This is a genomic window from Streptomyces sp. NPDC104309 (genome assembly GCF_055584025.1).
Genome location: NZ_JBVJMV010000040.1, coordinates 52,225 through 73,270 on the forward strand (window position 1 = coordinate 52,225; position 21,046 = coordinate 73,270).

General features: G+C 71.5%; 14 protein-coding genes. 8 read left to right on the top strand and 6 right to left on the bottom strand.

The window, feature by feature from the left end; all coding sequences use genetic code 11:
- The first annotated feature begins 48 nt into the window (after positions 1 to 48).
- Complete coding sequence (locus ACZ68L_RS36845) at positions 49 to 4,887, top strand: coiled-coil domain-containing protein (RefSeq protein WP_469586365.1); 4,839 nt, start codon at positions 49 to 51, stop codon at positions 4,885 to 4,887.
- A 224-nt stretch (positions 4,888 to 5,111) separates the two neighbouring features.
- Here the strand turns inward: ACZ68L_RS36845 and ACZ68L_RS36850 are convergent, their stop codons facing one another.
- Positions 5,112 to 5,552: a hypothetical protein gene (locus tag ACZ68L_RS36850; RefSeq protein ID WP_469586404.1), complete on the bottom strand. Its 441-nt coding sequence runs from the start codon at positions 5,550 to 5,552 to the stop codon at positions 5,112 to 5,114.
- Between the two features lie 430 nt (positions 5,553 to 5,982).
- Here ACZ68L_RS36850 and ACZ68L_RS36855 point away from each other — a divergent pair, with 430 nt between their 5' ends.
- From ACZ68L_RS36855 to ACZ68L_RS36870, 4 genes are read left to right on the top strand one after another with little or no spacing between them, the layout of a single operon-like run.
- Entirely contained in the window at positions 5,983 to 8,949 is a 2,967-nt protein-coding gene (locus ACZ68L_RS36855) for a sensor histidine kinase (RefSeq protein WP_469586367.1), read from the top strand.
- A complete protein-coding gene (locus ACZ68L_RS36860; RefSeq protein WP_469586371.1) occupies positions 8,946 to 9,389 on the top strand; it encodes a roadblock/LC7 domain-containing protein in 444 nt (147 codons plus the stop codon). The genes ACZ68L_RS36855 and ACZ68L_RS36860 overlap by 4 nt, the downstream gene beginning before the upstream one ends.
- A gap of 9 nt (positions 9,390 to 9,398) precedes the next feature.
- The gene (locus ACZ68L_RS36865) at positions 9,399 to 9,821 is read left to right on the top strand and encodes a DUF742 domain-containing protein (RefSeq protein ID WP_469586374.1); all 423 of its coding nucleotides are present in this window, start codon (positions 9,399 to 9,401) and stop codon (positions 9,819 to 9,821) included.
- Positions 9,802 to 10,407, top strand: a complete 606-nt coding sequence (locus ACZ68L_RS36870) for a GTP-binding protein (protein ID WP_469586376.1) — start codon at positions 9,802 to 9,804, stop codon at positions 10,405 to 10,407. The genes ACZ68L_RS36865 and ACZ68L_RS36870 overlap by 20 nt, the downstream gene beginning before the upstream one ends.
- Before the next feature lie 528 nt (positions 10,408 to 10,935).
- Here ACZ68L_RS36870 and ACZ68L_RS36875 read toward each other — a convergent pair.
- Both ACZ68L_RS36875 and ACZ68L_RS36880 read right to left on the bottom strand, forming a co-directional pair.
- Entirely contained in the window at positions 10,936 to 11,283 is a 348-nt protein-coding gene (locus tag ACZ68L_RS36875; RefSeq protein ID WP_469586379.1) for an Mpo1-like protein, read from the bottom strand.
- A gap of 106 nt (positions 11,284 to 11,389) precedes the next feature.
- A complete protein-coding gene (locus tag ACZ68L_RS36880; RefSeq protein WP_469586381.1) occupies positions 11,390 to 12,196 on the bottom strand; it encodes a M15 family metallopeptidase in 807 nt (268 codons plus the stop codon).
- A 56-nt stretch (positions 12,197 to 12,252) separates the two neighbouring features.
- On the opposite strand from ACZ68L_RS36880, the gene ACZ68L_RS36885 reads away from it, so the two are divergent.
- Positions 12,253 to 12,795 (top strand): NUDIX domain-containing protein, encoded by a 543-nt coding sequence (locus ACZ68L_RS36885; protein WP_469586384.1) that lies wholly within the window; start codon positions 12,253 to 12,255, stop codon positions 12,793 to 12,795.
- A gap of 33 nt (positions 12,796 to 12,828) precedes the next feature.
- Here the strand turns inward: ACZ68L_RS36885 and ACZ68L_RS36890 are convergent, their stop codons facing one another.
- Positions 12,829 to 15,180, bottom strand: coding sequence for a glycoside hydrolase family 31 protein (locus ACZ68L_RS36890; protein ID WP_469586386.1), 2,352 nt, complete (start codon positions 15,178 to 15,180; stop codon positions 12,829 to 12,831).
- Between the two features lie 222 nt (positions 15,181 to 15,402).
- Here ACZ68L_RS36890 and ACZ68L_RS36895 point away from each other — a divergent pair, with 222 nt between their 5' ends.
- Entirely contained in the window at positions 15,403 to 17,379 is a 1,977-nt protein-coding gene (locus ACZ68L_RS36895; RefSeq protein ID WP_469586391.1) for an acetoacetate--CoA ligase, read from the top strand.
- 67 nt (positions 17,380 to 17,446) lie between these two features.
- Positions 17,447 to 18,373, top strand: coding sequence for a hypothetical protein (locus ACZ68L_RS36900; protein ID WP_469586394.1), 927 nt, complete (start codon positions 17,447 to 17,449; stop codon positions 18,371 to 18,373).
- A gap of 62 nt (positions 18,374 to 18,435) precedes the next feature.
- Here ACZ68L_RS36900 and ptsP read toward each other — a convergent pair whose 3' ends face one another.
- Positions 18,436 to 20,106 (bottom strand): phosphoenolpyruvate--protein phosphotransferase, encoded by a 1,671-nt coding sequence (ptsP, locus tag ACZ68L_RS36905; protein WP_469586397.1) that lies wholly within the window; start codon positions 20,104 to 20,106, stop codon positions 18,436 to 18,438.
- A 76-nt stretch (positions 20,107 to 20,182) separates the two neighbouring features.
- Entirely contained in the window at positions 20,183 to 20,632 is a 450-nt protein-coding gene (locus ACZ68L_RS36910; RefSeq protein WP_469586401.1) for a PTS sugar transporter subunit IIA, read from the bottom strand.
- Between the last annotated feature and the right edge of the window lie 414 nt (positions 20,633 to 21,046).

Genomic DNA, 21,046 nt, shown 5'->3' on the forward strand with positions numbered 1-21,046 from the left:
CCCACCGCCGTTTCCCTCCCGCTCCCTGAACGACGAGAGTCCGCCGCCATGTACGAGCTGTCCCGGGTCCGCCTCTACTCCATCGGGCCTGCCGGCGCGCGCTATGCCGACACCGTGCTCGACCTGCGCGGAGTGGGCGAGCCCGTGCCCAACCCCGCCCCGGCCCAGGCGGAGTTCTTCGAGGAGGAGCCGGTCGGCCCACCGCGCCGCCCCGCCCCCGCCGGGGTGCTCTTCCTGGAGAACGGCGGCGGGAAGTCGGTGCTGCTGAAGCTGATCTTCTCGGTGATGCTGCCCGGCCACCGCAACACCCTGGGCGGCGCCAGCTCCGGCGTGCTGCGCAAGTTCCTGCTCGCCGACGACTGCGGGCATGTCGCCCTGGAATGGCAGCACACCCTCACCGGCGCATGCGTGGTCGTCGGCAAGGTCAGCGAGTGGCGTGGACGCCAGGTCTCCAACGACCCCAGGAAGTTCGCCGAGGCCTGGTACTCCTTCCGCCCCGGACCCGGACTCAGCCTGGACTCCCTGCCGGTCGCCGAGGCCACCTCCGTGCACCGCCCGGTCGAAGGGGCCTCCGGCGCGCAGGGCCGACGGCGCACGATGAAGGGCTTCCGCGACGCCCTGACCGAGGCCGGCAAGTTCTACCAGCACCTCGATGTCCACTGGGAGGAGATCCACGACCGCTGGAACGAGCACCTCGGCGACCTCGGACTCGACCCCGAACTCTTCCGCTACCAGCGCGAGATGAACGCCGACGAGGGTGAGGCGGCCGGCCTCTTCGCGGTCAAGAAGGACTCCGACTTCACCGACCTGCTGCTCCGCGCCGTCACCGACACCCGTGACACGGACGGCCTCGCCGACCTGGTGAGCGGCTTCGGCAACAAGCTGGGCCGCCGGGCGGAGCTGACCGCGGAGCGCGACTTCACCGCGGGCTCGGCCGATCTGCTCGGCCGGATCGTGGAGGCCACCGCCACTCGTTCCCGTGCCAGGGACATCCACGCGGGGGCCGAACGCCGCACCCGTACGCTCGCCCGCAGGCTTTCCGCCCGCGCGGGCCAGGAGCGCGGCCGGACCGCCGAGCTGGCCCAGCAGGTGACGGGCGCCGCGCACACCGTCACCACGGCCGAGGAGGCCCGCAGCCGCAGCGCACTGATCGCCGCCGAACTGGCCTACCGGCATGCCTCCCTGGCCCTGACCGCGGCGGAGAAGGGCGCGGCCGCCCAGCGTCGCGAGCTGGGCGACGCCCGCACGCTGCACTCCGCCTGGCAGGCCGCCGAGGCCGTGCTGCGCCACCGCGCCGCCGCCGACCGATCCGCACGGGTCGCCGTCGCCATCCGCGAGGCCGAGCGGGACGCCGCGCCCGCGCTCGCCGCCCGAGCCGAGGCCGCCGCCGATCTCGTACGGGCCCTGCACACCGCGGCGGAGGCCGGTGAGCACCTGGCCAACGAGGAGGAGGAGCGCTCCAGCACTCTCCAGGCGGTGGGTGAGACCGCCCACCGCGACGCGACCACCGCCGCCACCGAGGCCCAGCGCGCCCGGAGCGAGGCGGGACATCTGCGCCAGCGCCTCGCCGAGGTCGAGCAGGAGACGGCGCAGGCGGTGCGGGCCGGCTGGCTCGACGACACCGCGCCGGACGCCGACCCGGCGCGCGCCGCCCTCGCAGCGAGCGACGCCGAGCAGTCCGCCGTCGCCGTGTGGGACACCGCCAGGGAGGCCGCCCGCGCGGCGGCCGATGTGGCCAGGGAAGCCGCCGCCGCCGAGAGCCGCGCCGAACTCGCCGCGGCCCGTGCCGCCGACGCCGCACAGGCCGCGGAACAGTCGTACGAGGCCGAGCTCGGCGCCGCCGAGTCCCTCGCATCCGACCACCGCCTGGCCGACCTGCTCGGCCTGCCCTCCGCGCAGGCAACCGGCGTCCCCCGGCCCCGCAGCGCAGCGGCCGGCACGGAGGCGGACCCCGACACCCCGCACGGCGCGGACGGCCGAGGAACGGACACCGACCCGACCGGCACCGACCGACGGTCCGCCGCCACCGGGGCGACGGAGCAGGCGGGACGGGCAGGGCAGCCCGCCCACGGCACGCACACCAGCACGGCCGAACAGCCCGACGCCCACCAACGGCCGCTCACCGCCCAGGAATTCGACCGCAGCGCCGATGAACTGCGGGAGCTCCTGGACCAGGGCATCGCGTCGGCCGAGCGCCGCCTCTTCGAACTGCGCACCGCGGCCGCCGACGACTCCCGCATCCTCGGCGCACTCGGCGACGGCGGACTGCTGCCGCCCGGCCCCGATGTCCTCGCCACGGTCGAGTACCTCGGCGAGCACGGGATCCCGGCCCTGCCCGGCTGGCGATACCTCGCCCAGGCCGTCGACCCCGCCGACCACGCGTCCGTACTCGCCGCCCGCCCCGAACTCGTCGACGGCGTGGTGATCACCGACCCCGACTCGCACGCCCGCGCCCGCGATGTCCTGAGCGGCGCCGCCCTGCTGCCGCGCTCCGCCGTCGCCGTGGGCACCGCCGCCGCCCTGCTCGCCCCCGTCCCGGCCACCGGAGCGGGGTCGGCCGGGAGCACCGAGGGGGTGTTTCTCGTCCCGCCGAACCCGGCGATGCACGACGAACACGCGGCCGACGAGGAGCGGCAGGCCCTCAGGAGCAGGGCCGCCGCCCGAGACGAGGACATCCGGATCCTGGCGGCCCGCCTGGCCGCCGACCGCTCCCTCGCCGCCCGTATCGGCTCCTGGCGTGCCGACTGCCCGCCCGGCATGCTGGCCGAGCTCGCCGAGGCCGCAGGCACCGCCCGTACGGCCGCCGAGACGGCAGAATCCTCCCTCGCCGAAGCCCGTACCGTGCGCGCCGAGGCGGACGAGGCCGCCGCGGACACCGCCCGTGTCCGGGAGGAACGCCAGGAGGCCGCCCAGCGCGCCCGCCGTGCCGCCGACGCCCTCGCGGGCCTCGCCTTCCGGCTCCGCGAACGCGCGGGCTGGCAGGCGAAGCTGCGTGAACTGGTCGACGAGGCGGCCGAGTCCGAGGCCCTTGCCACGGTCTGCCTGGAGCGGGCCCGTGCCGCCGACGAGGACCGCAGGGCCGCCCAGCGCGCCGCCGACGACGCCCGTCGCACCGCCCGCGCGCTGCGCGCCGAACGCGCCGAGATCGCGGGCGCGCCGGAGCACCTGCCGGAGCCCGTGGGTGACACCCCGCGCCCCGCCCTTCCGGCACTGCGGGAGGCGTACCGGGCCGCGTCCCAGCTGTACGAGAAAGTGGGCGTGGGCGCCGACCTGCGCGCCGAACAGGCCCGCGCGGAGAGCGACGAGAGCGCCGCCCTCGCCGAACTGGACCGGCTCACCAACAAGGTCCGCACCCGGGCCGCCCAGCTCCTCGAAGGCACGGACGGCGCCGACGGCCCGTCCCGGCAGGCGGCCGCCGCCCGCGCCGAGTCCCTGGTCCAGCTCCTGGAGACCAGGGCCTCCACCGCGAGCGAGCAGTTGGGCCGACTGCGCGGCGAGGCCGAGCGCCTGGCCCCGGTCGACGGCGAGACCCACCACACCGAGCTCCCCGACGAACTGGTCCCGGTCGACGCCGACCAGGCCCAGAACCTCCTGCGCACCGCCACGGCCGAACTGGCCTCCGCCACCGCGACCCTGGACACCGCCCGCGCCGCCCACGCCGAGCTGCTGCACGCCCACCGCACGGCCGAGGACTCGGCAGGCGGCTTCGACGAGACCGCGGCACTTCTGCGCGACCTCCTTAGGGACCACGGCGCCGACGACGACACCGAGGCCCCCGAGCCCTACCCGGGCAGTCTCGACGAGGCCCGCCAGTCGGCCGCCGAGGCCCGCCGTTCACTGCGCGGCTGCGCGGCCGACCTGTCCGCGGCCGAGAGCGCCGTACGGGAAGCGAGCGACGTCCTCGTACGGCACGCCAACTCCACCCGCTACGAACAGGTCCGCACGCCGGCCCGTCAGCAGATCCGCGAGCTGCCAGCCGCGGCGCTGCCCGAGCACGCCGAGAAGTGGGCGGTGGCCTTCGCACCCCGGCTGCGCGTCCTCACGGACGAGCTGGCCCAGTTGGAGCGCAATCGCGACTCCATCGTCGACCGGCTCCGCGGCCTCGTGGAGTCCGCGCTCACCACGCTCCGCTCCGCCCAGCGGCTCTCCCAGCTCCCCGAAGGACTGGGGGAGTGGTCCGGGCAGGAGTTCCTCCGGATCCGCTTCGAGGAACCCGACCAGGCGACGCTCACCGAACGGCTCGGCGAGGTCATCGACGAGGCCACCCGCGCCGCCCTCAGGAAGAACTCCGATCTGCGCAGGGACGGCATGTCCCTCCTGCTGCGCGGTGTGCAGGCGGCACTGGAACCCAAGGGCATCGCCGTGGAGATCCTCAAGCCGGACGCGGTGCTCCGTGCCGAACGCGTCCCGGTCGGGCAGATGGGCGATGTCTTCTCCGGCGGTCAGCTGCTCACCGCCGCCATCGCCCTGTACTGCACGATGGCCGCGCTGCGCAGCAACGACCGGGGCCGTGACCGGCACCAGCACCGGCACGCGGGCACGCTGTTCCTGGACAATCCCATCGGCCGTGCCAACGCCACCTATCTGCTGGAGCTCCAGCGCGCGGTGTCGGACGCCCTCGGTGTGCAGCTGCTCTACACGACCGGACTCTTCGACACCACCGCACTCGCCGAATTCCCGCTGGTCATCCGGTTGCGCAACGACGCGGATCTGCGGGCCGGGCTGAAATACATCAGCGTCGAGGAGCACCTGCGTCCCGGGCTGCCGCAGCAGGATCCGAACGGCGGGACGGTGCACGGCGAGATCACTGCCACCCGCATGTTCAAGCGCACGACGACACCGCCCGGGAGCGCCCGGATCCCCTCCCCGGGCCCGTCCGTCGAGTGAGCACGACGAGCAGGCGCGAAGCGAGCGCAACGGGTCAGCACCATGAGGCAGGCGCGGGGAACGAGCACGACGGGTGAGTACGGTGGGCAGGGGCGAAGAACAGGAACGCCGCGCGGCGCCCGTCCCCCGATGAACACCCCGCCAGGGCGCGGACCTCTCGGCCGGACAGGGCCCGGAGTCCTCCGAGCCTCGGCCGCCCTGTCCGTCGGGCAGGTCCGATGCCCTCAGGCCCGCGAGAGGCTGCCGGCGCCCCGGCGGCGTATCCGGGCTTCCTCACGCTGCGCGGTCCGCGCCGCCCGGCGGGCTCTGCGGCGCTCACGGCGCAGCTGCCGCGCCGAGCTGCTCGGCATGGACACCACACCGTTGCGCTGGTTCCAGACCTGCCGGGTGATCCAGACGTCCAGCACCGACCAGGTCGCTACCACCGTGCTGCCCACGCTGCTCAGCACCATCGGAAAGGCCAGCCAGGACCCCGTCAGCGTGCAGAGGAACGCCACCATGGCCTGGGTGATCGTCAGCGACATGATGAGTACGGCACGCACGGCGGCGGTACGGACCGGGTCCGGCATCCGCCGCCGCGTCGCGGGCTCCTCCACCCAGAGCTGCCGGCGCTGGCGCGGGATCTTCGCCCCGCCGGTCACCGCCGAGGCCGGTGCCCACGGCACCGGGCTCAGACGCTTTTCCGTATCCAAGGAACCTCAACTCCCCACCGCTGTCCTACTTCAGGGTTGCTGCCCGGCATGGGTCGTTTCTACGCGGGCGGATCGGACCATCCTGCCCCCGGGCACTCCCCGTGTTCTCCCTGCCCCGTACAGAGAGACGAGTGAACCGCTGTGAAGATTCCCCCGATCCATCATCAAGCGAATAATTCCAGCCAACTGCCCTGCCGGGCAACGCGAAGCTCTGACAGGTCTCTTCTGCCGCTTTCGCGAATTTCCTTGCCCGGAATACCGGGACAACTCATGATCGACGCCGTGGAGTGCGGCTGAAAATCGTCCGGACATCTCTTCGGGTTGTCTCTCTGTCGGTAGTAGGCTCGCGCCGTTTGTTGACGGAACACGACCCCCGCCCCGTGGGGTCGGGCTGGGGGAGGCCATGCGCTTTCGCGGGAAGTCCATCCGCAGGAAGATCGTGGCGCTGCTCCTGGTGCCGCTCGTCTCCCTCACCGGACTCTGGGGTTTCGCCACCTTCCTGACGGGGCGCGAGGCCGGCCACCTGATGAGTGCCAGCACCGTCGTGGAGAAGGTCGGTCATCCTCTGGAGGACACCGTCCGTGCCATTCAGGACGAGCGCCGTCAGACTCTTGTCTTCCTCGCCGATCCCCGGGCCTCCAACGCCCTCCCCCTTCTGCAGCGTCGGCGCGCGACCACCGACCGTGTGGTGGCGGACGTCCGGGACAGCGCGCGGCAGCAGGACATTCGTGACGCGCTGAGACCCGAGGACGAAACGCAGCTGAACTCGGTCCTCGGCACGGTCGAGGGCCTGGGCGCGCTCCGCGATTCGGTCGACAGACGCACCATCGACCGTCTGAAGGCAATGGAGTTCTACGACCGGCTCATAGATCCCTGCTACCGCTTTCTGACCGGTCTCCGCACGATGGAGAACGTATCGATGGACAAGCAGGTCCGCGCGCTGGTCGGCATCTCACGAGCCCGCGAAATGCTCTCCCGAGAGGACGCCCTGGTCGCGTCATCACTCATCGCCGGACGGCTGACCGCTTCCGAACTGCGCCAGATCTCCGACCTCGTCGCCAATCGCAGGCTGCTCTACGAGATCAACGGCGAGATGCTGCCCGCGTCGGAGCGCCAACGAGTCGAGCAGTACTGGGCGAGCCCGGACAGCGAAGCGCTGAGGACCGCGGAGAGCCGGCTCATCGCCGCCGGTCCCACCGATGAACCGCGTGCGGTCGACGCCGAGCGCTGGCAGGAAGTGGCACCGCCGGTCCTGGAGCGGCTGGCCAACGACTCCACCGAACTGAACAACCGCTTCCAGGACCGCGGAAAACCGGCCGGCTACAGCGTTCTGATCAAGGCCGGGATCGCGGGCGTCCTCGGCTTCCTCGCCCTGCTCGCCTCGCTGTTCGTCTCCGTGCGCATCGGCCGGGAGCTCATCCGCGACCTCTCCCGGCTCCGCAAGGACGCCCATGAGGTCTCCGGGATACGGCTGCCGAGCGTGATGCGCAGGCTCGCCGCGGGCGAGCAGGTGGACGTCGAGACCGAAGCACCGCACCTGCACTACGAACGGGACGAGATCGGCCAGGTCGGCCAGGCCCTCAACACCCTGCAACGAGCCGCTGTCGAAGCGGCGGTGAAGCAGGCGGACATGCGGCGCGGGGTGTCCGAGGTCTTCGTCAACCTCGCCCGCCGCAACCAGGTGCTCCTGCACCGGCAGCTGACGCTCCTGGACACGATGGAGCGCCGCACCGAGGACACGGACGAACTCGCCGACCTCTTCCGCCTCGACCACCTGACCACCCGTATGCGGCGCCACGCCGAGGGCCTGGTGATCCTCTCCGGTGCCGCACCCTCCCGTCAGTGGCGCAAGCCGATCCAGCTGATGGACGTGGTACGGGCGGCGGTCGCCGAGGTCGAGGACTACGAGCGGATCGAGGTCCGTCGACTGCCGCGCATCGGAGTGGGCGGTCCCGCCGTCGCCGACCTCACCCATCTGATCGCCGAACTCCTGGAGAACGCCACCGTCTTCTCGCCCCCGCACACCGCGGTCCAGGTGCACGGTGAGCGCGTCGCCAACGGCTTCACGCTGGAGATCCACGACCGTGGTCTCGGCATGCCTCCCGACATCCTCCTCGACGCCAACCTGAGGCTCGCAGAGACCCCCGAGTTCGAACTCTCCGACACCGACCGGCTGGGCCTCTTCGTGGTCAGCCGCCTCGCCCAGCGGCAGAACGTCCGTGTCTCGCTGCAGAAGTCTCCGTACGGTGGCACGACCGCCGTCGTCTTCATTCCTGCGGCGCTGCTCACCGACGCCCCGGAGACGCATGGCACCGGATTCCGGCTCGACCGCCGGTCGGAGAAGGCGATCGGCGGGGGTACACGGACAGCCGGTCAGGGACCGGGAAGCGACAAGGACCGCAGGGACGGGGTGCCGGACCGCCGGGCCACCGGCAGGCCCTCCGGCCTCGCGCCCGTCCCCACCGGCCTCGTCGACCCGGCCCTCCTGGACGGGCCGGTCGAGCTCGAAGGGCCCGTCGGAGCACTGGGCTTCGAGAGCGACCCCGTACTCGATCCGCTGCTCGACGCGGGTCTGGACCCCCTGCTGGGTGGCGCTTCCGATCTCGACGACTCCGACAGCGAACGCGGCGGAATCTTCCGCGCCCGCGATCTGCGGCGCGACGGCGACCGTGAGCAGCACCAGCAGGCCTCCGACCAGGTGAGGGAGCCGGCGGCCGGTGCGCGGGCGAAGCGGTCCGTTGCTCCGGTGCCGCTGCCTCGCCGTAAACCTCCGACGCTGGTCACGGAGAACGGCCGTCGGGTCGACGAGGCGGGCCGCTCCCACCCGACGACCGCCGAGCGCGATCCCGCCCCCGGTCCGGCCGACGCCGACGGCCCCGGTGCCGACACCGGGGTCAGGCCCGTGGCCGCCGGTCCCTGGCGGCCCGCCGCCGGCACCGGCAGGCCCACCGAGCCGCGACACCCCACAGAACCCCGGCAGCCCACCGACTTCCGGCAACCCATCGAGCCGGGCACACCGCCGCGGTCCGTTCCGCCGGCCGAGCCCGGCACACCCGCAGAGCCCGACTCACCCGCCGAGCCCGCGCCCCCGGCGGCCCCGAGCCCGGTCCGTGAGACCGTGGGCGGGCTGCCCCGGCGCATCCGGCAGGCCAGCCTCGCCCCGCAGCTTCGCGAAGTCACCGGCGGCCGTGACGCGGATCAGGCCCGAACGGAATCGGCTCAGGACTTCGAACGGGACGCGGACGAGGTACGCAGTCGCATGGCTTCGCTCCAGCGCGGCTGGCAGCGCGGCCGCCGGCAGAACGCCGAGGACGTGACCGGTCCCGGTGACACAGCACAAGGAACCACTCCGGGAGGGGACGGTCGATGACCGCACCGAACGCCGCAGCACCCAACGTCGCACGCCGGGGCTCAGGCCAGCTCAACTGGCTCCTCGACGAGCTCGTCGAGCGCGTCGCCAGCATCCACAAGGCGCTGGTGCTCTCCAGCGACGGCCTCGCCACCGGCACGTCCAAGGACCTGACCCGCGAGGACAGCGAGCATCTGGCGGCCGTCGCCTCGGGATTCCACAGCCTCGCCAAGGGCGTGGGGCGCCATTTCGACGCGGGCCGGGTCCGCCAGACCGTCGTGGAGCTGGACGAGGCGTTCCTCTTCGTCACGGCGGCGGGTGACGGCAGCTGTCTCGCCGTGCTGGCCGACGCCGACTCCGACGTCGGCCTGGTGGCCTACGAGATGACGCTGATGGTGAAGCGCGTCGGTGCCCACCTGGCCAACGCACCCCGGACGACCGGTCAGTCCGCCGGGGGGTGAGTGGACGGCATGAGCGCTGACTCCTTCAGATCACCGGCCATGTCCACGGACCCGCAGGCCTCGCGCTGGTACGACGCCGACGCGGGGCCGGTGGTCCGTCCGTACGCGATGACCCGGGGCCGTACCAGCAGCGCCTCCCGCCATCGGCTCGACCTGATCGCGCTCGTCGTCCCCGAACCCGCGGCCGACGACCCCGGCCGGGACCAGACGCTCTCCCCGGAACACGTGGAGATCGTCGAACTCTGCAGTGACATGCCCCAGTCGATAGCCGAGCTCGCGGCCGGCCTGGACCTCCCCGTCGGAGTGGTCCGGGTGCTGGTCGGCGATCTCGTCGAGGACGAGCTGGTGCACGTAACCCGTCCCGTTCCGCCGGCCGAACTGCCGGACGTGAACATTCTTCGCGAGGTGATCAATGGCCTTCGGGCGCTCTAGCCGCAACAGGCGGCCCGTGGAGCCCGTTACCCTGAAAATCCTGGTGGCGGGCGGCTTCGGAGTGGGCAAGACGACTCTGGTCGGCGCGGTCAGCGAGATCAGGCCGCTGCGCACGGAGGAGAGACTCAGCGAGGCGGGCCGCCCGGTGGACGACCTGGCGGGTGTGGAGGCGAAGACCACGACCACCGTCGCCATGGACTTCGGCCGGATCACGCTCCGCGAGGATCTGGTGCTCTACCTCTTCGGCACTCCGGGGCAGGACCGGTTCTGGTTCCTGTGGGACGAACTGGCCCAGGGCGCGCTGGGGGCGGTCGTGCTCGCCGACACCAGGCGACTGGAGGACTGCTTCGCGGCGGTCGACTACTTCGAGCGCCGCGCGATTCCCTTCACCGTCGCCGTCAACTGCTTCGAGGGGGCCGGCACGTTCCCCGTCGAGACGGTACAGGCGGCACTGGACCTGGATCCGGAGGTACCGGTGGTCATGTGCGACGCACGCGACCGTTCCTCCGCACGGGACGTACTGGTGACGGTCGTCGAGCACGCGGTGGCCCGCGTGGAGCATCCTCGCGAGCCCGCGACGACCTAGTAAGGTGCACCGGCCCGCGACGCCCGGCACGGCGCCTCGCCGCGTTGTCGCATCGCCCGAGTGCGTCCGGCACGAGGGCGGTCCTCCGCCTTGCGACGCACCGCACCGGACGCCGCGAGCTTCCCGGCAAACCTTTCCGGCCACAGCACTGGGAGACGCCCGTTCGGCCACAACGCGGTCAACGCGGCCCGCACCCCCGCCGACCGGGGTGCGGGCCGCGCGTCGTTGCCTGACCGGGCATGGATTTTTCACCTCGGGTCACGGCCCGTCAAGACAGCCGGCAGCAGGCATCGCCCGGGGCAGCGGCCGGACGGTCCGGCACGCGAGCACGTCGGGGCCGGAGGGACAGGGCGGCCGGACGGCCGACGTGGCCGTCCGTGTACGTACGACCGGAGCGTGTCACACCGCAAGAGCGGCACCTCGGCCGTCCGTCCGCCCGCGCACCGGGCCAGAAGGCGTCCTGACGAGCGAAGAGACCGACGAGCAGGCCGCGCACACCCCTGGCAGAACGTCAGAACGCGCCTTCGGTCAGCGCTTGTCGGCAAGCCATTTGGCCGCGATCTCCGCCAGCTCCCGGTCGCGGCCCGCCAGCATCATCCGGATCATCTGCACGTCGCCACGCAGTGACCACGCGGGATGGCCGAAGGTGGCCGGATTGTTCTTCTCGATCAGGAAGTGGGCGGGCCAGGCGGTCCCGTACCCGATCAACGGCAGAGCGGCCACGTACCTCCGGCGTCCCCGCGCCAGACCGTAGGCGGTGATCGCGAGTCCGGTGAGAGTGCCGGTCAGATGGACCCAGCGGGTCGCGGCCCTGGAGTGCATCGCGACGTAGTAGGGCCAGAACTCTTCATATGAGTCGAACGTCTGCTGTGACATACGGGCACCGTAATGGCTCACGTGGCAAGCGGAAACGCTCGATCCGTGTCCGAGAGGCGGAACGGGTGGCCGGAACCTGCCGAGGCCACCCGTTCTCCTGCTCGCGTCAGTGCCCCGCGACGGACCTCCGGGCCACGGGGAAGTCGAAATACGTGTCGGGGAACAGCTCGGGCTTGAAGGTGTAGTGCCACCATTCCTCGGCCAGATTGACGAAGCCGGCGTCGGTGAGCGTCTTCTTCAGGAACTGCCGATTGGCGCGCTGGGCCCCCTGGACACGTGGGTCATCGGTGTGGGAAAGCGTGTCGAAGCAGTCGAAACTCGTGCCCATGTCCACGGAATTGTCCGGGAAGCGGTCGGCCTTAGGCGCGTAACAGGGCACCTGCTTCCCCCCTGGCAGGTACGGCCCCGTCGGTGCGGCGGGCAGCTTCACCAACGTCAGGTCCACCGTACTGCCACGGCTGTGCCCGGACTTCTCCGCGATGTAACCGTCCGCGAACAGTCGCGTCTTGTCGACCCGGGGATAGAACTCGCCCTTCATCGTCTCGTCGTCGAGGTCCTTCGCCCACCGTACGAAGTGGTCGACCGCCCGCTGCGGCCGGTAGCAGTCGTACACCTTCAGCGAGTAGCCCCGGCGCAGCAGGCCGGTCTGGGCGTGGTGCAGGGCCCGGGCCGCGGGCCGGGTCAGGATGCAGAGCGGTTGGCGGTAGCCGTCCACCGGTACGCCCATGAAGTTGTGCGCGGTGGGGTAGCGCATCTCCTGGATGATCGTCGGATCCACGGAACGCAGTGCGACGAATTCCCCGGGCGCCTTCGGCTCGGGGTCCGCCTGCGCGGCGGGGGCGGTGGCGGTGACGGCGAGCAGGGCGCCGGCAGCGGCGGCCAGGGCACGGAGAGCGGAAGCAATACCTGTCATGAGCACATAATCCAGTAGTCGGGGCCACCCGGCAGGCGATCCGATACAGTCCGCGCGTGTCCAACCCCAGGAGCAACTCCGAGAAGCCGGTCAAGGACTCCCACTGCGGCAGCTGCGGAGCGCCGTACGCCGCCTCGACGTCCCCCACCGCCTGGCCCCGCACCTGCGCCGTCTGCGGCGACACGGCCTATCGCAACCCGTTGCCGGTCGCCGTGGCCCTGCTTCCCGTCACCGACCGGGACGGCACCGGACTCGTCACCGTCATCCGCGCCATCCCGCCCCACCGCGGCGGGCTCGCCCTCCCCGGCGGTTTCATCGACCACGACGAGGACTGGAGGCACGCCGTCGTACGTGAACTCCGTGAGGAGACCGGCATCGAGGCCGACGAACAGGACGTCCGCCTCGCCGATGCCCTCAGCGCCCAGGACGGCCACCTGCTCCTCTTCGGCCTGCTTCCGGAACGCCCCGCAGCCACCCTCCCGCTCTCCGGGCCGACCGACGAGACGAGCGGCTTCCGACTGCTCCGCGGACCCACCGAACTCGCCTTCCCGCTGCACACCCTGGCCGCCCGCACCTGGTTCGAGGGCGGCTACCACTGACCGGCCCGCCCCCTCGCCTTCCCGCTCCACCCCTTACAGTCCGCGTACGCGCACCGGGCGGTCCACCGGTCCCTCCCCGCCCTCCCGCTCCACCAGAACCTTCCCGTCCACCAGCCGCGACGTGTACCGCTCGACCTCCGCCCGCTCCCAGCCGTCACCCGCGTCCCGGACCACCAGACCGCCCCCGCTGCGCCCCGCGGCCGGAGCCCACACCTCCAGCTCCACACCCCCGTCCGCACCTCGCACCGGCAGCACCGAACCGGCCCGCGCCAGCACCGGCACCCGTGACAGCGGAGCATCGAGCAACACCTGACCGGGCCCCTCGTACACCTCGCCCGTCGCCGTGTCGTACCAACGCCCACGCGGCAACCGCACCGCCCGCCGATCCACGCCGCGCTCCAGCACCGGCGCCACGAGCAGCGCGTCACCCAGCAAGAACGCGTCCTCGCACTCCCGCAACGCCCGCTCCCCGGGGGCACGCCACCAGAGCGGTCGCACATACGGGGCACCGGTCAGCCGGGACAGCTGTGCCAGCGTCACGAAATAGGGACGAAGCCGCTCCCGTTCCTCCAGCGCGGCCCGCGCGTGCTCAAGCACCCGCAGGCCGAATTCCCACGGCTCCCGCCGCCCCGCGTCGATCGCCGCATGGGTACGGAACAGCGGCAGATACGCACCGAGCTGGAACCACCGCAGATACAGCTCGGGCGACGGCGACCCGTCGAACCCGCCGATGTCCGGCCCCGAATACGGGACCCCGCACAGCCCCATCCCCAGCACCAGCGCCAGCGAGGCCCGAAGGCCGGGCCAGCCGGTCCCCACATCACCGGACCAGGTGCCCCCGTACCGCTGCATTCCCGCCCAACCGGAACGCGAGAACAGAAACGGGCGTGCCTCCGGCCGCAGCCGGCGAAGCCCTTCGTACCCGGCCCGCGCCATCGCGAGACCGTACACGTTGTGCGCCTCGCGGTGATCACCCCCGCGCCCCTCCAGACAATGCCGCGCCGACCGCGGCAGCGTGGGATCCCCGAACGCCGCGAACGACACCGGCTCGTTCATGTCGTGCCACACCCCGGAGAAGCCCTGCGCGAGCCGCTCCTCGTACAGACCGCCCCACCACTCCCGCACCCGCGGATCGGTGAAGTCCGGATACACGCACTCACCCGGCCACACCTCCCCGCGCACCACCCGGCCCCGGGCGTCCCGGACGAACGCCCCGCCGCTCCCGACCGCCGTACCCGTGTCGAACACCGCGTTCCCCGGCTCCGCCTTCACCGCGGGATCGACGATCGACACCAGCCGCACCCCGTCCTCACGCAACTCCTCGGCCAGCCCCGGCAGATCGGGAAAGCGCTCACGGTCGACGGTGAAGACCCGATGCGCGTCGTAGTGGTCGATGTCCAGATGCAGCGCGGACAGCGGCAGCCCCCGCTCCCGGTACCCCGCGACGATCCGCCGGACCTCCCGCTCGCTCCCGAACCCCCAACGGGCATGCTGCGGTCCCAAGGCCCAGGACGGCGGCAGCGCGGGCGCACCCGTGAGCGCCGTCCAGCTCTGCAGCACCCGGGCCGGCGTACCGGCCATCACCCAACAGCGCAGCGGCCCCCCGTCCATCCGCACCTCACACATCCCCGGCCGGTCATGGCCGGATCCCGCACCCTCCTCACCCTCCCGCAGCTTCACCTTCCCCGACCAGGTGTTGTCGTGGAACACCAGATGCGTCCCCGCGTCGGAGACCACCAACTGCACCGGCATCGTCAGATACAGCGGATCGTCGTCCGGACCGAAGCGCCCGCCCGGATCGGTGTTCCACAGCGCGTACACACCGTCTCGCAGCCGAGGCCCGGAGGCCCGTCCGCCGAGCCCGAAGAACCGGGCGTCCGCGGGCACCTCGGAACGCTGGACCCACCGCGCGACTCCACCCGCGACCGGCTCCCACCAGCGCGGCGGCAGCTCGCGCCGGAGCACCACCCCGCCAGGCGTACGCAGCTCCACGGCCCCGTGTCGCGACACCGCGACGGTCAGCCGCTCGGACACCACCTGCCAGCCACCGTCCTTGTCCGGCTCCAGCTCGGCCCGCGGATCCACCTCGGGCGCCGCACCGGCCAGTGCGTACGACGGCAACGGCTCCGCCCCGTCCCAGCCCCAGAACACCGCACCGCCCACCGACACCCGGACCCGCAACTCCGAACGCGCGAACCGCACCACACCCCCGCCCGGCCCCGGCTCCGCCCCCACCACCAGGCCCGGGACTCTGGCCCGCTCCGCACCGCGCCGCGGCAGTGCCCGCGCATCCGCATTCCGGCGGCGCCACGAGGTACGCACCGTGCGCAGCCCCTGCACCGAACCGACCATCTTCACCGAGCGCACCAGGTCACGACCGTCCATGCGGCTCACCCTGCCATCCGACAGGTCGGGTGCGGGCTCTGTTCAACTTCCGTTCACCCGTGGCCGGGCCACATATCCGGACACGCGACCATGGGTGGTGAACCCTGGTGCGAATGACGATCACATGGCATCGTCCGTAAAAGCCGCCTCACGCGCACACCCCAGCACGTGTGCGCGGACCCACGCCCATCCCGCGTATCCGTACAGCCAGGGAGCCGCCCCATGACCGCAGCAGCCAACGAAGCCCCTCTCTGGCAGCCCGGCCCCGACCGCATCGCGGCCGCGGCCGTCACCCGCTTCCAGAGCTGGGCGGCCGAGCGGTACGGAGCACCGGCCGACGGCGGCTACCCTGCCCTGCACCGCTGGTCGGTCGACGAACTCGACACCTTCTGGCAGGCCGTCGCCGACTGGTTCGACGTACGCTTCTCCACCCCGTACGAATCCGTCCTCGGCAGCCGTACCATGCCCGGCGCCCAATGGTTCCCCGGCGCCACCCTCAACTACGCCGAACACGCCCTGCGCACCGCGGAAGACCCCCTGCGCGCGGACGCCCCCGCCCTGCTCCACGTCGACGAGACCCATGCCCAGGCCGCCGTCTCGTGGTCCGAACTCCGCCGCCGGGTCGCATCGCTCGCCGCCGAACTCCGCGCCCTCGGCGTCACACCGGGCGACCGCGTCAGCGCGTACCTCCCCAACATCCCCCAGGCCGTCGTCGCCTTCCTCGCGACCGCGGCCGTCGGCGGCGTCTGGACCTCCTGCGCCCCCGACTTCGGCGCCCGCAGCGTCCTCGACCGTTTCCAGCAGGTCGAACCCGTCGTCCTCTTCACCGTCGACGGCTACCGCTACGGCGGCAAGGAACACGACCGCACCGACACGGTCGCCGAGCTGCGCCGCGAACTGCCCACCCTGCGCGCCGTCGTCCACATCCCGCTGCTGGGTACCGAGGCCCCGGAGGGCGCCCTCGAATGGTCCGCCCTCACTGCAGCGGACACCGAGCCCGTCTTCGAACAGGTCCCCTTCGACCATCCGCTGTGGGTGCTGTACTCCTCCGGGACCACCGGGCTCCCGAAGGCGATCGTCCAGTCCCAGGGCGGCATCCTGCTGGAACACTTCAAGCAGGTGGGCCTGCACTGCGACCTCGGCCCCGACGACCGGTTCTTCTGGTACACCTCCACCGGCTGGATGATGTGGAACTTCCTCGTCTCGGGCCTGCTCACCGGAACCACACTCGTCCTGTACGACGGAAGCCCCGGCTACCCGGACGTCAGCGCCCAGTGGCGCGTCGCCGAACAGACCGGAACGACCCTCTTCGGCACATCCGCGGCCTATGTCATGGCCTGCCGCAAGGCCGGTGTCCACCCGGGTCGCGACTTCGACCTCTCCCGCATCCAATGCGTGGCCACCACCGGATCCCCGCTCCCGCCCGACGGATTCCGCTGGCTCCACGACGAAGTCGCCGACGACCTGTGGATCGCCTCCGTCAGCGGCGGGACGGACGTCTGCAGCTGCTTCGCCGGCGCGGTCCCCACCCTTCCGGTGCACATCGGCGAACTCCAAGCCCCCTGCCTCGGCACGGACCTCCGGTCCTGGGACCCCGCGGGCGAGCCACTCATCGGCGAGGTGGGCGAACTCGTCGTCACCGCCCCCATGCCCTCCATGCCGATCCGCTTCTGGAACGACCTCGACGGCAGCCGCTACCACGACAGCTACTTCGACATGTACCCCGGCGTCTGGCGCCATGGAGACTGGATCACACTCACCGAGCACGGCTCGGTCGTCATCCACGGCCGCTCCGACTCCACCCTCAACCGCCAGGGCGTCCGGATGGGCTCCGCGGACATCTACGAAGCCGTCGAGCGGCTCCCCGAAATCCGGGAATCCCTCGTCATCGGCATCGAAGAGCCCGACGGCGGCTACTGGATGCCGCTTTTCGTCCACCTCGCCGACGGCGCCGCACTCGACGACCACCTGCGCGACAGCATCAAGCTGACCATCCGCGAGAACCTCTCCCCGCGCCATGTGCCGGACGAGGTCATCGAGGTCCCCGGCATCCCGCACACCCTCACCGGCAAGCGCATCGAGGTTCCGGTCAAACGGCTGCTCCAAGGCACGGCGCTGGCCAAGGCGGTCAATCCCGGCTCGGTCGACAACCTCGAACTCCTCCACTTCTACGAGGACCTCGCCCGCAAGCGCCACTGACCGGCCGCATTGTCAGTGTCCGTGATTACTCTGAGTGAGCAATGATCGACAGCGCACTGGGGGAATCATGGCGCGGACCAGGAACATCAAGCACATCACGACCAGCGGTTCCCGCCGGTCGGACACATCCATGCGACGCACGCTGCGCCGCGAAGCGCCCAGCACCATCGGCCTCCTGGCCGACGAGCAGGACTTCGCGGCGATGCGGCGTTATCGCACCTTCACCTTCGACGACCACACCGTCTATCTGCGGCAGGTCGAGGGCCTGCTCAAGACCCTCGCCGCGCAGGGGATGCACACCACGGTCGCTCTCTTCGACCCGGAGGAGTACGCGGAGTTCTGCCGAGAGTCAGGAATCGCTCCCGACGCCCCCGCCAGCCGCAGCCGCTTCACCGCCGAGATCGCCTCGGCCGGTGCCACCGTCGCGTACACCGGGCAGCCCATCGACAGCCTGATCCCGCTTCTGGTCAGCCGAGCCGTCCGTCAGGCCACCTGGGAGTACGCCACGATGGTCCTGGCCGAACTAGGAGAATGCGCAGACTGTGGCCAGGACGTCGGCCGCGCCGCCTTCGACCGGGCCTCCCATCTCCTGCTGCGCATGCTGGAGACGGCCGGACCGGGTACCCACCACCTCGTCTGCAGCACCCCCACCGAGAACGAGCACCTGCTCGCCGTCCTGCACACCGAGCGCGACACCGCCGGGCCCGCCCGCCTCGAATCGGCGGAGGGAACGGAGTTCGTCACGGTGCTCGCCGTCGGCATCGCACTCGAAAAGCCCGGGGGAGTCGTACTCCGCACGAGCAGGGCCGGCGCGGACGACCGGGTGCACGGTTGGCGGCTGGTCGGCGGCAGTCTGACGCCGCTCACCGCCGGCGAGGTGTTCAGCGCCTACTGCACCGACGCCGACAGCGGCGAACCGGTCGCCCCGGAGTCGCGGGTGGAGTACTGCGCGGGCTTCGACCTCGGCGCGGACGAACCGGAGCAGCACCACTGACAGACCGAGGGGGCTCCCCGCCACAACGGCAGGAAGCCCCCTCCACCTCGGACGCCACGGGACTACTCGCCCGACAGCACCGCCTGAGCCGCCATCCGGGCCTCTTCGGCGGAGTCCGTCGCGCGCGCGGCGGAGGCGGCACGCTCGCACTGCGCGAGCGTGTACTTCGCCAGCGTGGCACGGACATAAGGAATGGACGCCGCCCCCATCGACAGCGACGTCACACCGAGCCCCGTGAGAACACAGGCGAGCAGCGGATCGGAGGCGGCCTCACCACAGACACCACAGCTCTTGCCCTCAGCCCTGGCCGCCTGCGCCGACAGCGCCACCAGGTCGAGCAGCGCGGGCTGCCACGGGTCCTGCAGCCGGGACACCGCACCCACCTGACGGTCGGCGGCAAAGGTGTACTGGGCCAGGTCATTGGTGCCCAGCGAGAGGAACTCCACCTCCCGGAGGATCGAACGTGCGCGCAGAGCGGCGGACGGAATCTCCACCATCGCACCGAACTTCGCCCCCAGCCCGGCCTCACGACAGGCGTCGGCGAAGGCCTTCGCGTCCGCACGGTCCGCCACCATCGGGGCCATGACCTCAAGGTGGACGGGCAGGCCCTCGGCCGCCTTCGCCAGCGCGGTCAGCTGGGTGCGCAGCACATCGGGGTGGTCCAGTAGGCTCCGCAGCCCGCGCACACCCAGCGCGGGGTTCGGCTCGTCCGCCGGGGTCAGGAAGTCCAGCGGCTTGTCGGCGCCGGCGTCCAGGACCCGCACCACGACACGACCCTCGGGGAATGCCTCGAGCACCGCGCGGTAGGCCGCGACCTGCTTCTCCTCGGACGGCGCCTGCTTGCTGTCGTCCAGGAAGAGGAATTCGGTACGGAACAGCCCCACGCCCTCCGCACCGGCCTCGACCGCCGCCGGCACGTCGCCCGGCCCGCCCACGTTGGCGAGCAGCGGGACCTTGTGACCGTCCGAAGTCGCACCCGGGCCGGTCGAGGCGGACAGCGCGGCCTTGCGGGCAGCAGCGGCGCTCTCCATCTCCGCCCGCTTCTCGGCGCTGGGCTCGACGAAGATCTCACCCGTGCTGCCGTCCACCGCGATGACCGTGCCCTCGGCCAGCTCACCGGCGCCGGGGAGCGCCACCACGGCAGGCACCCCGAGCGCTCGCGCCAGGATCGCGCTGTGGCTGGTGGGCCCGCCCTCCTCGGTCACGAAGCCGAGCACCAGTGCCGGGTCCAACAGCGCCGTATCGGCGGGCGCCAGGTCCCGCGCGATGAGCACGTAGGGCTCGTCGCTGTCCGGCACACCGGGCATCGGCACGCCGAGCAGCCGGGCCACGATCCGGTTGCGCACGTCGTCGAGGTCGGCGACGCGTCCCGCCAGGTACTCCCCGGCGTTGGCCAGCAGCGCCCGGTAGGAGGCGAACGCGTCGTACACGCCGCGCTCGGCGGTGCTGCCGACGGCAATTCGCCGCTCGACATCAGCCATCAGCTCGGGGTCCTGCGCCATCATGGCCTGGGCCTCCAGCACGTGTTGAGCCTCGCCACCGGCGAGATTCCCTCGTGCGATCAGGTCGGCCGCCACGGCCTCCACCGCCTGGCGGGCGCGCCCCTGCTCACGCTCCGCGTCCTCGGCCGGGATCTGCTTGGCCGGCGGTTCGAGCACCGCCGTACCCATATGACGCACCTCGCCGATCGCCACTCCGTGGCTCACGCCGACGCCTCGCAGCGTTGTCTCCATGTCACCCGTCTCCGGTCGTGCGGCGGTCCGTACCCCCGCGGTGGATATCCAGTCGCCTGTCACTGTGCCGAGCCCGTCACTGCCAGCCGAACAATGTGTCACCGAGCTTCACGTCGCCGTCCTCGCGGACGTCGGAAAGGGAATCAGCGGTGGCTTCCAGCGCGACGATCGGGCACACGGGAGACTTTCCGAGCGCCTCGACGCCCGCGGGGTCCCACCGCACGATGCCCTGACCGCGGGTGACCGTGTCCCCCTTGTTCACGAGCAGTTCGAAGCCCTCGCCATTGAGCTGAACGGTATCGATGCCGAGGTGGACGAGCACGCCGTGCCCGTGTGCGTCCACGACGACGAACGCGTGCGGGTGCAGGGAGACAACGATGCCGTCGACGGGAGACACGGCCTCGGACGGCTCACGTACGGGATCAATGGCGGTTCCGGGCCCCACCATCGCGCCGGAGAAGACCGGGTCCGGTACCGCGGCGAGCCCGATGGCACGTCCGGCAAGAGGGGACGTCACAGTGATCATGGGGAACCTCCCAGGGGTGGAGCTCGAATGGCGCCGTCACGCCTTGCGGACGACGCCGTGCTGTTCAGCAGACTAAGTCATAGGAAGTTCCGGTTCCGCCCGAGTCCTGACGGTTCGCGACCTTAGAAGGGCACCGGAAACGATTTGCCTCGACTCCCGGAGGCCTGTACTGTCGTACCCCTGCCTGGCCCCACCACGACTTCGCGTCGGGGGGTCGGTGACGACTTCTAAGACCCGACTTTAAACCCGGATCGGCACCCGCATGTCTGCAGGTGGTTGGTCAAGGGAAAAGAAAAGGCCTGATAGAGTCGGACTCGCCGGAAAGGGAAACGCGAAAGCGTGGAACTGGAAAGCGGCCCCGCTTCGACCGGGAATCGGACACGAAAGAGTCTGATAGAGTCGGAAACGCAAGAC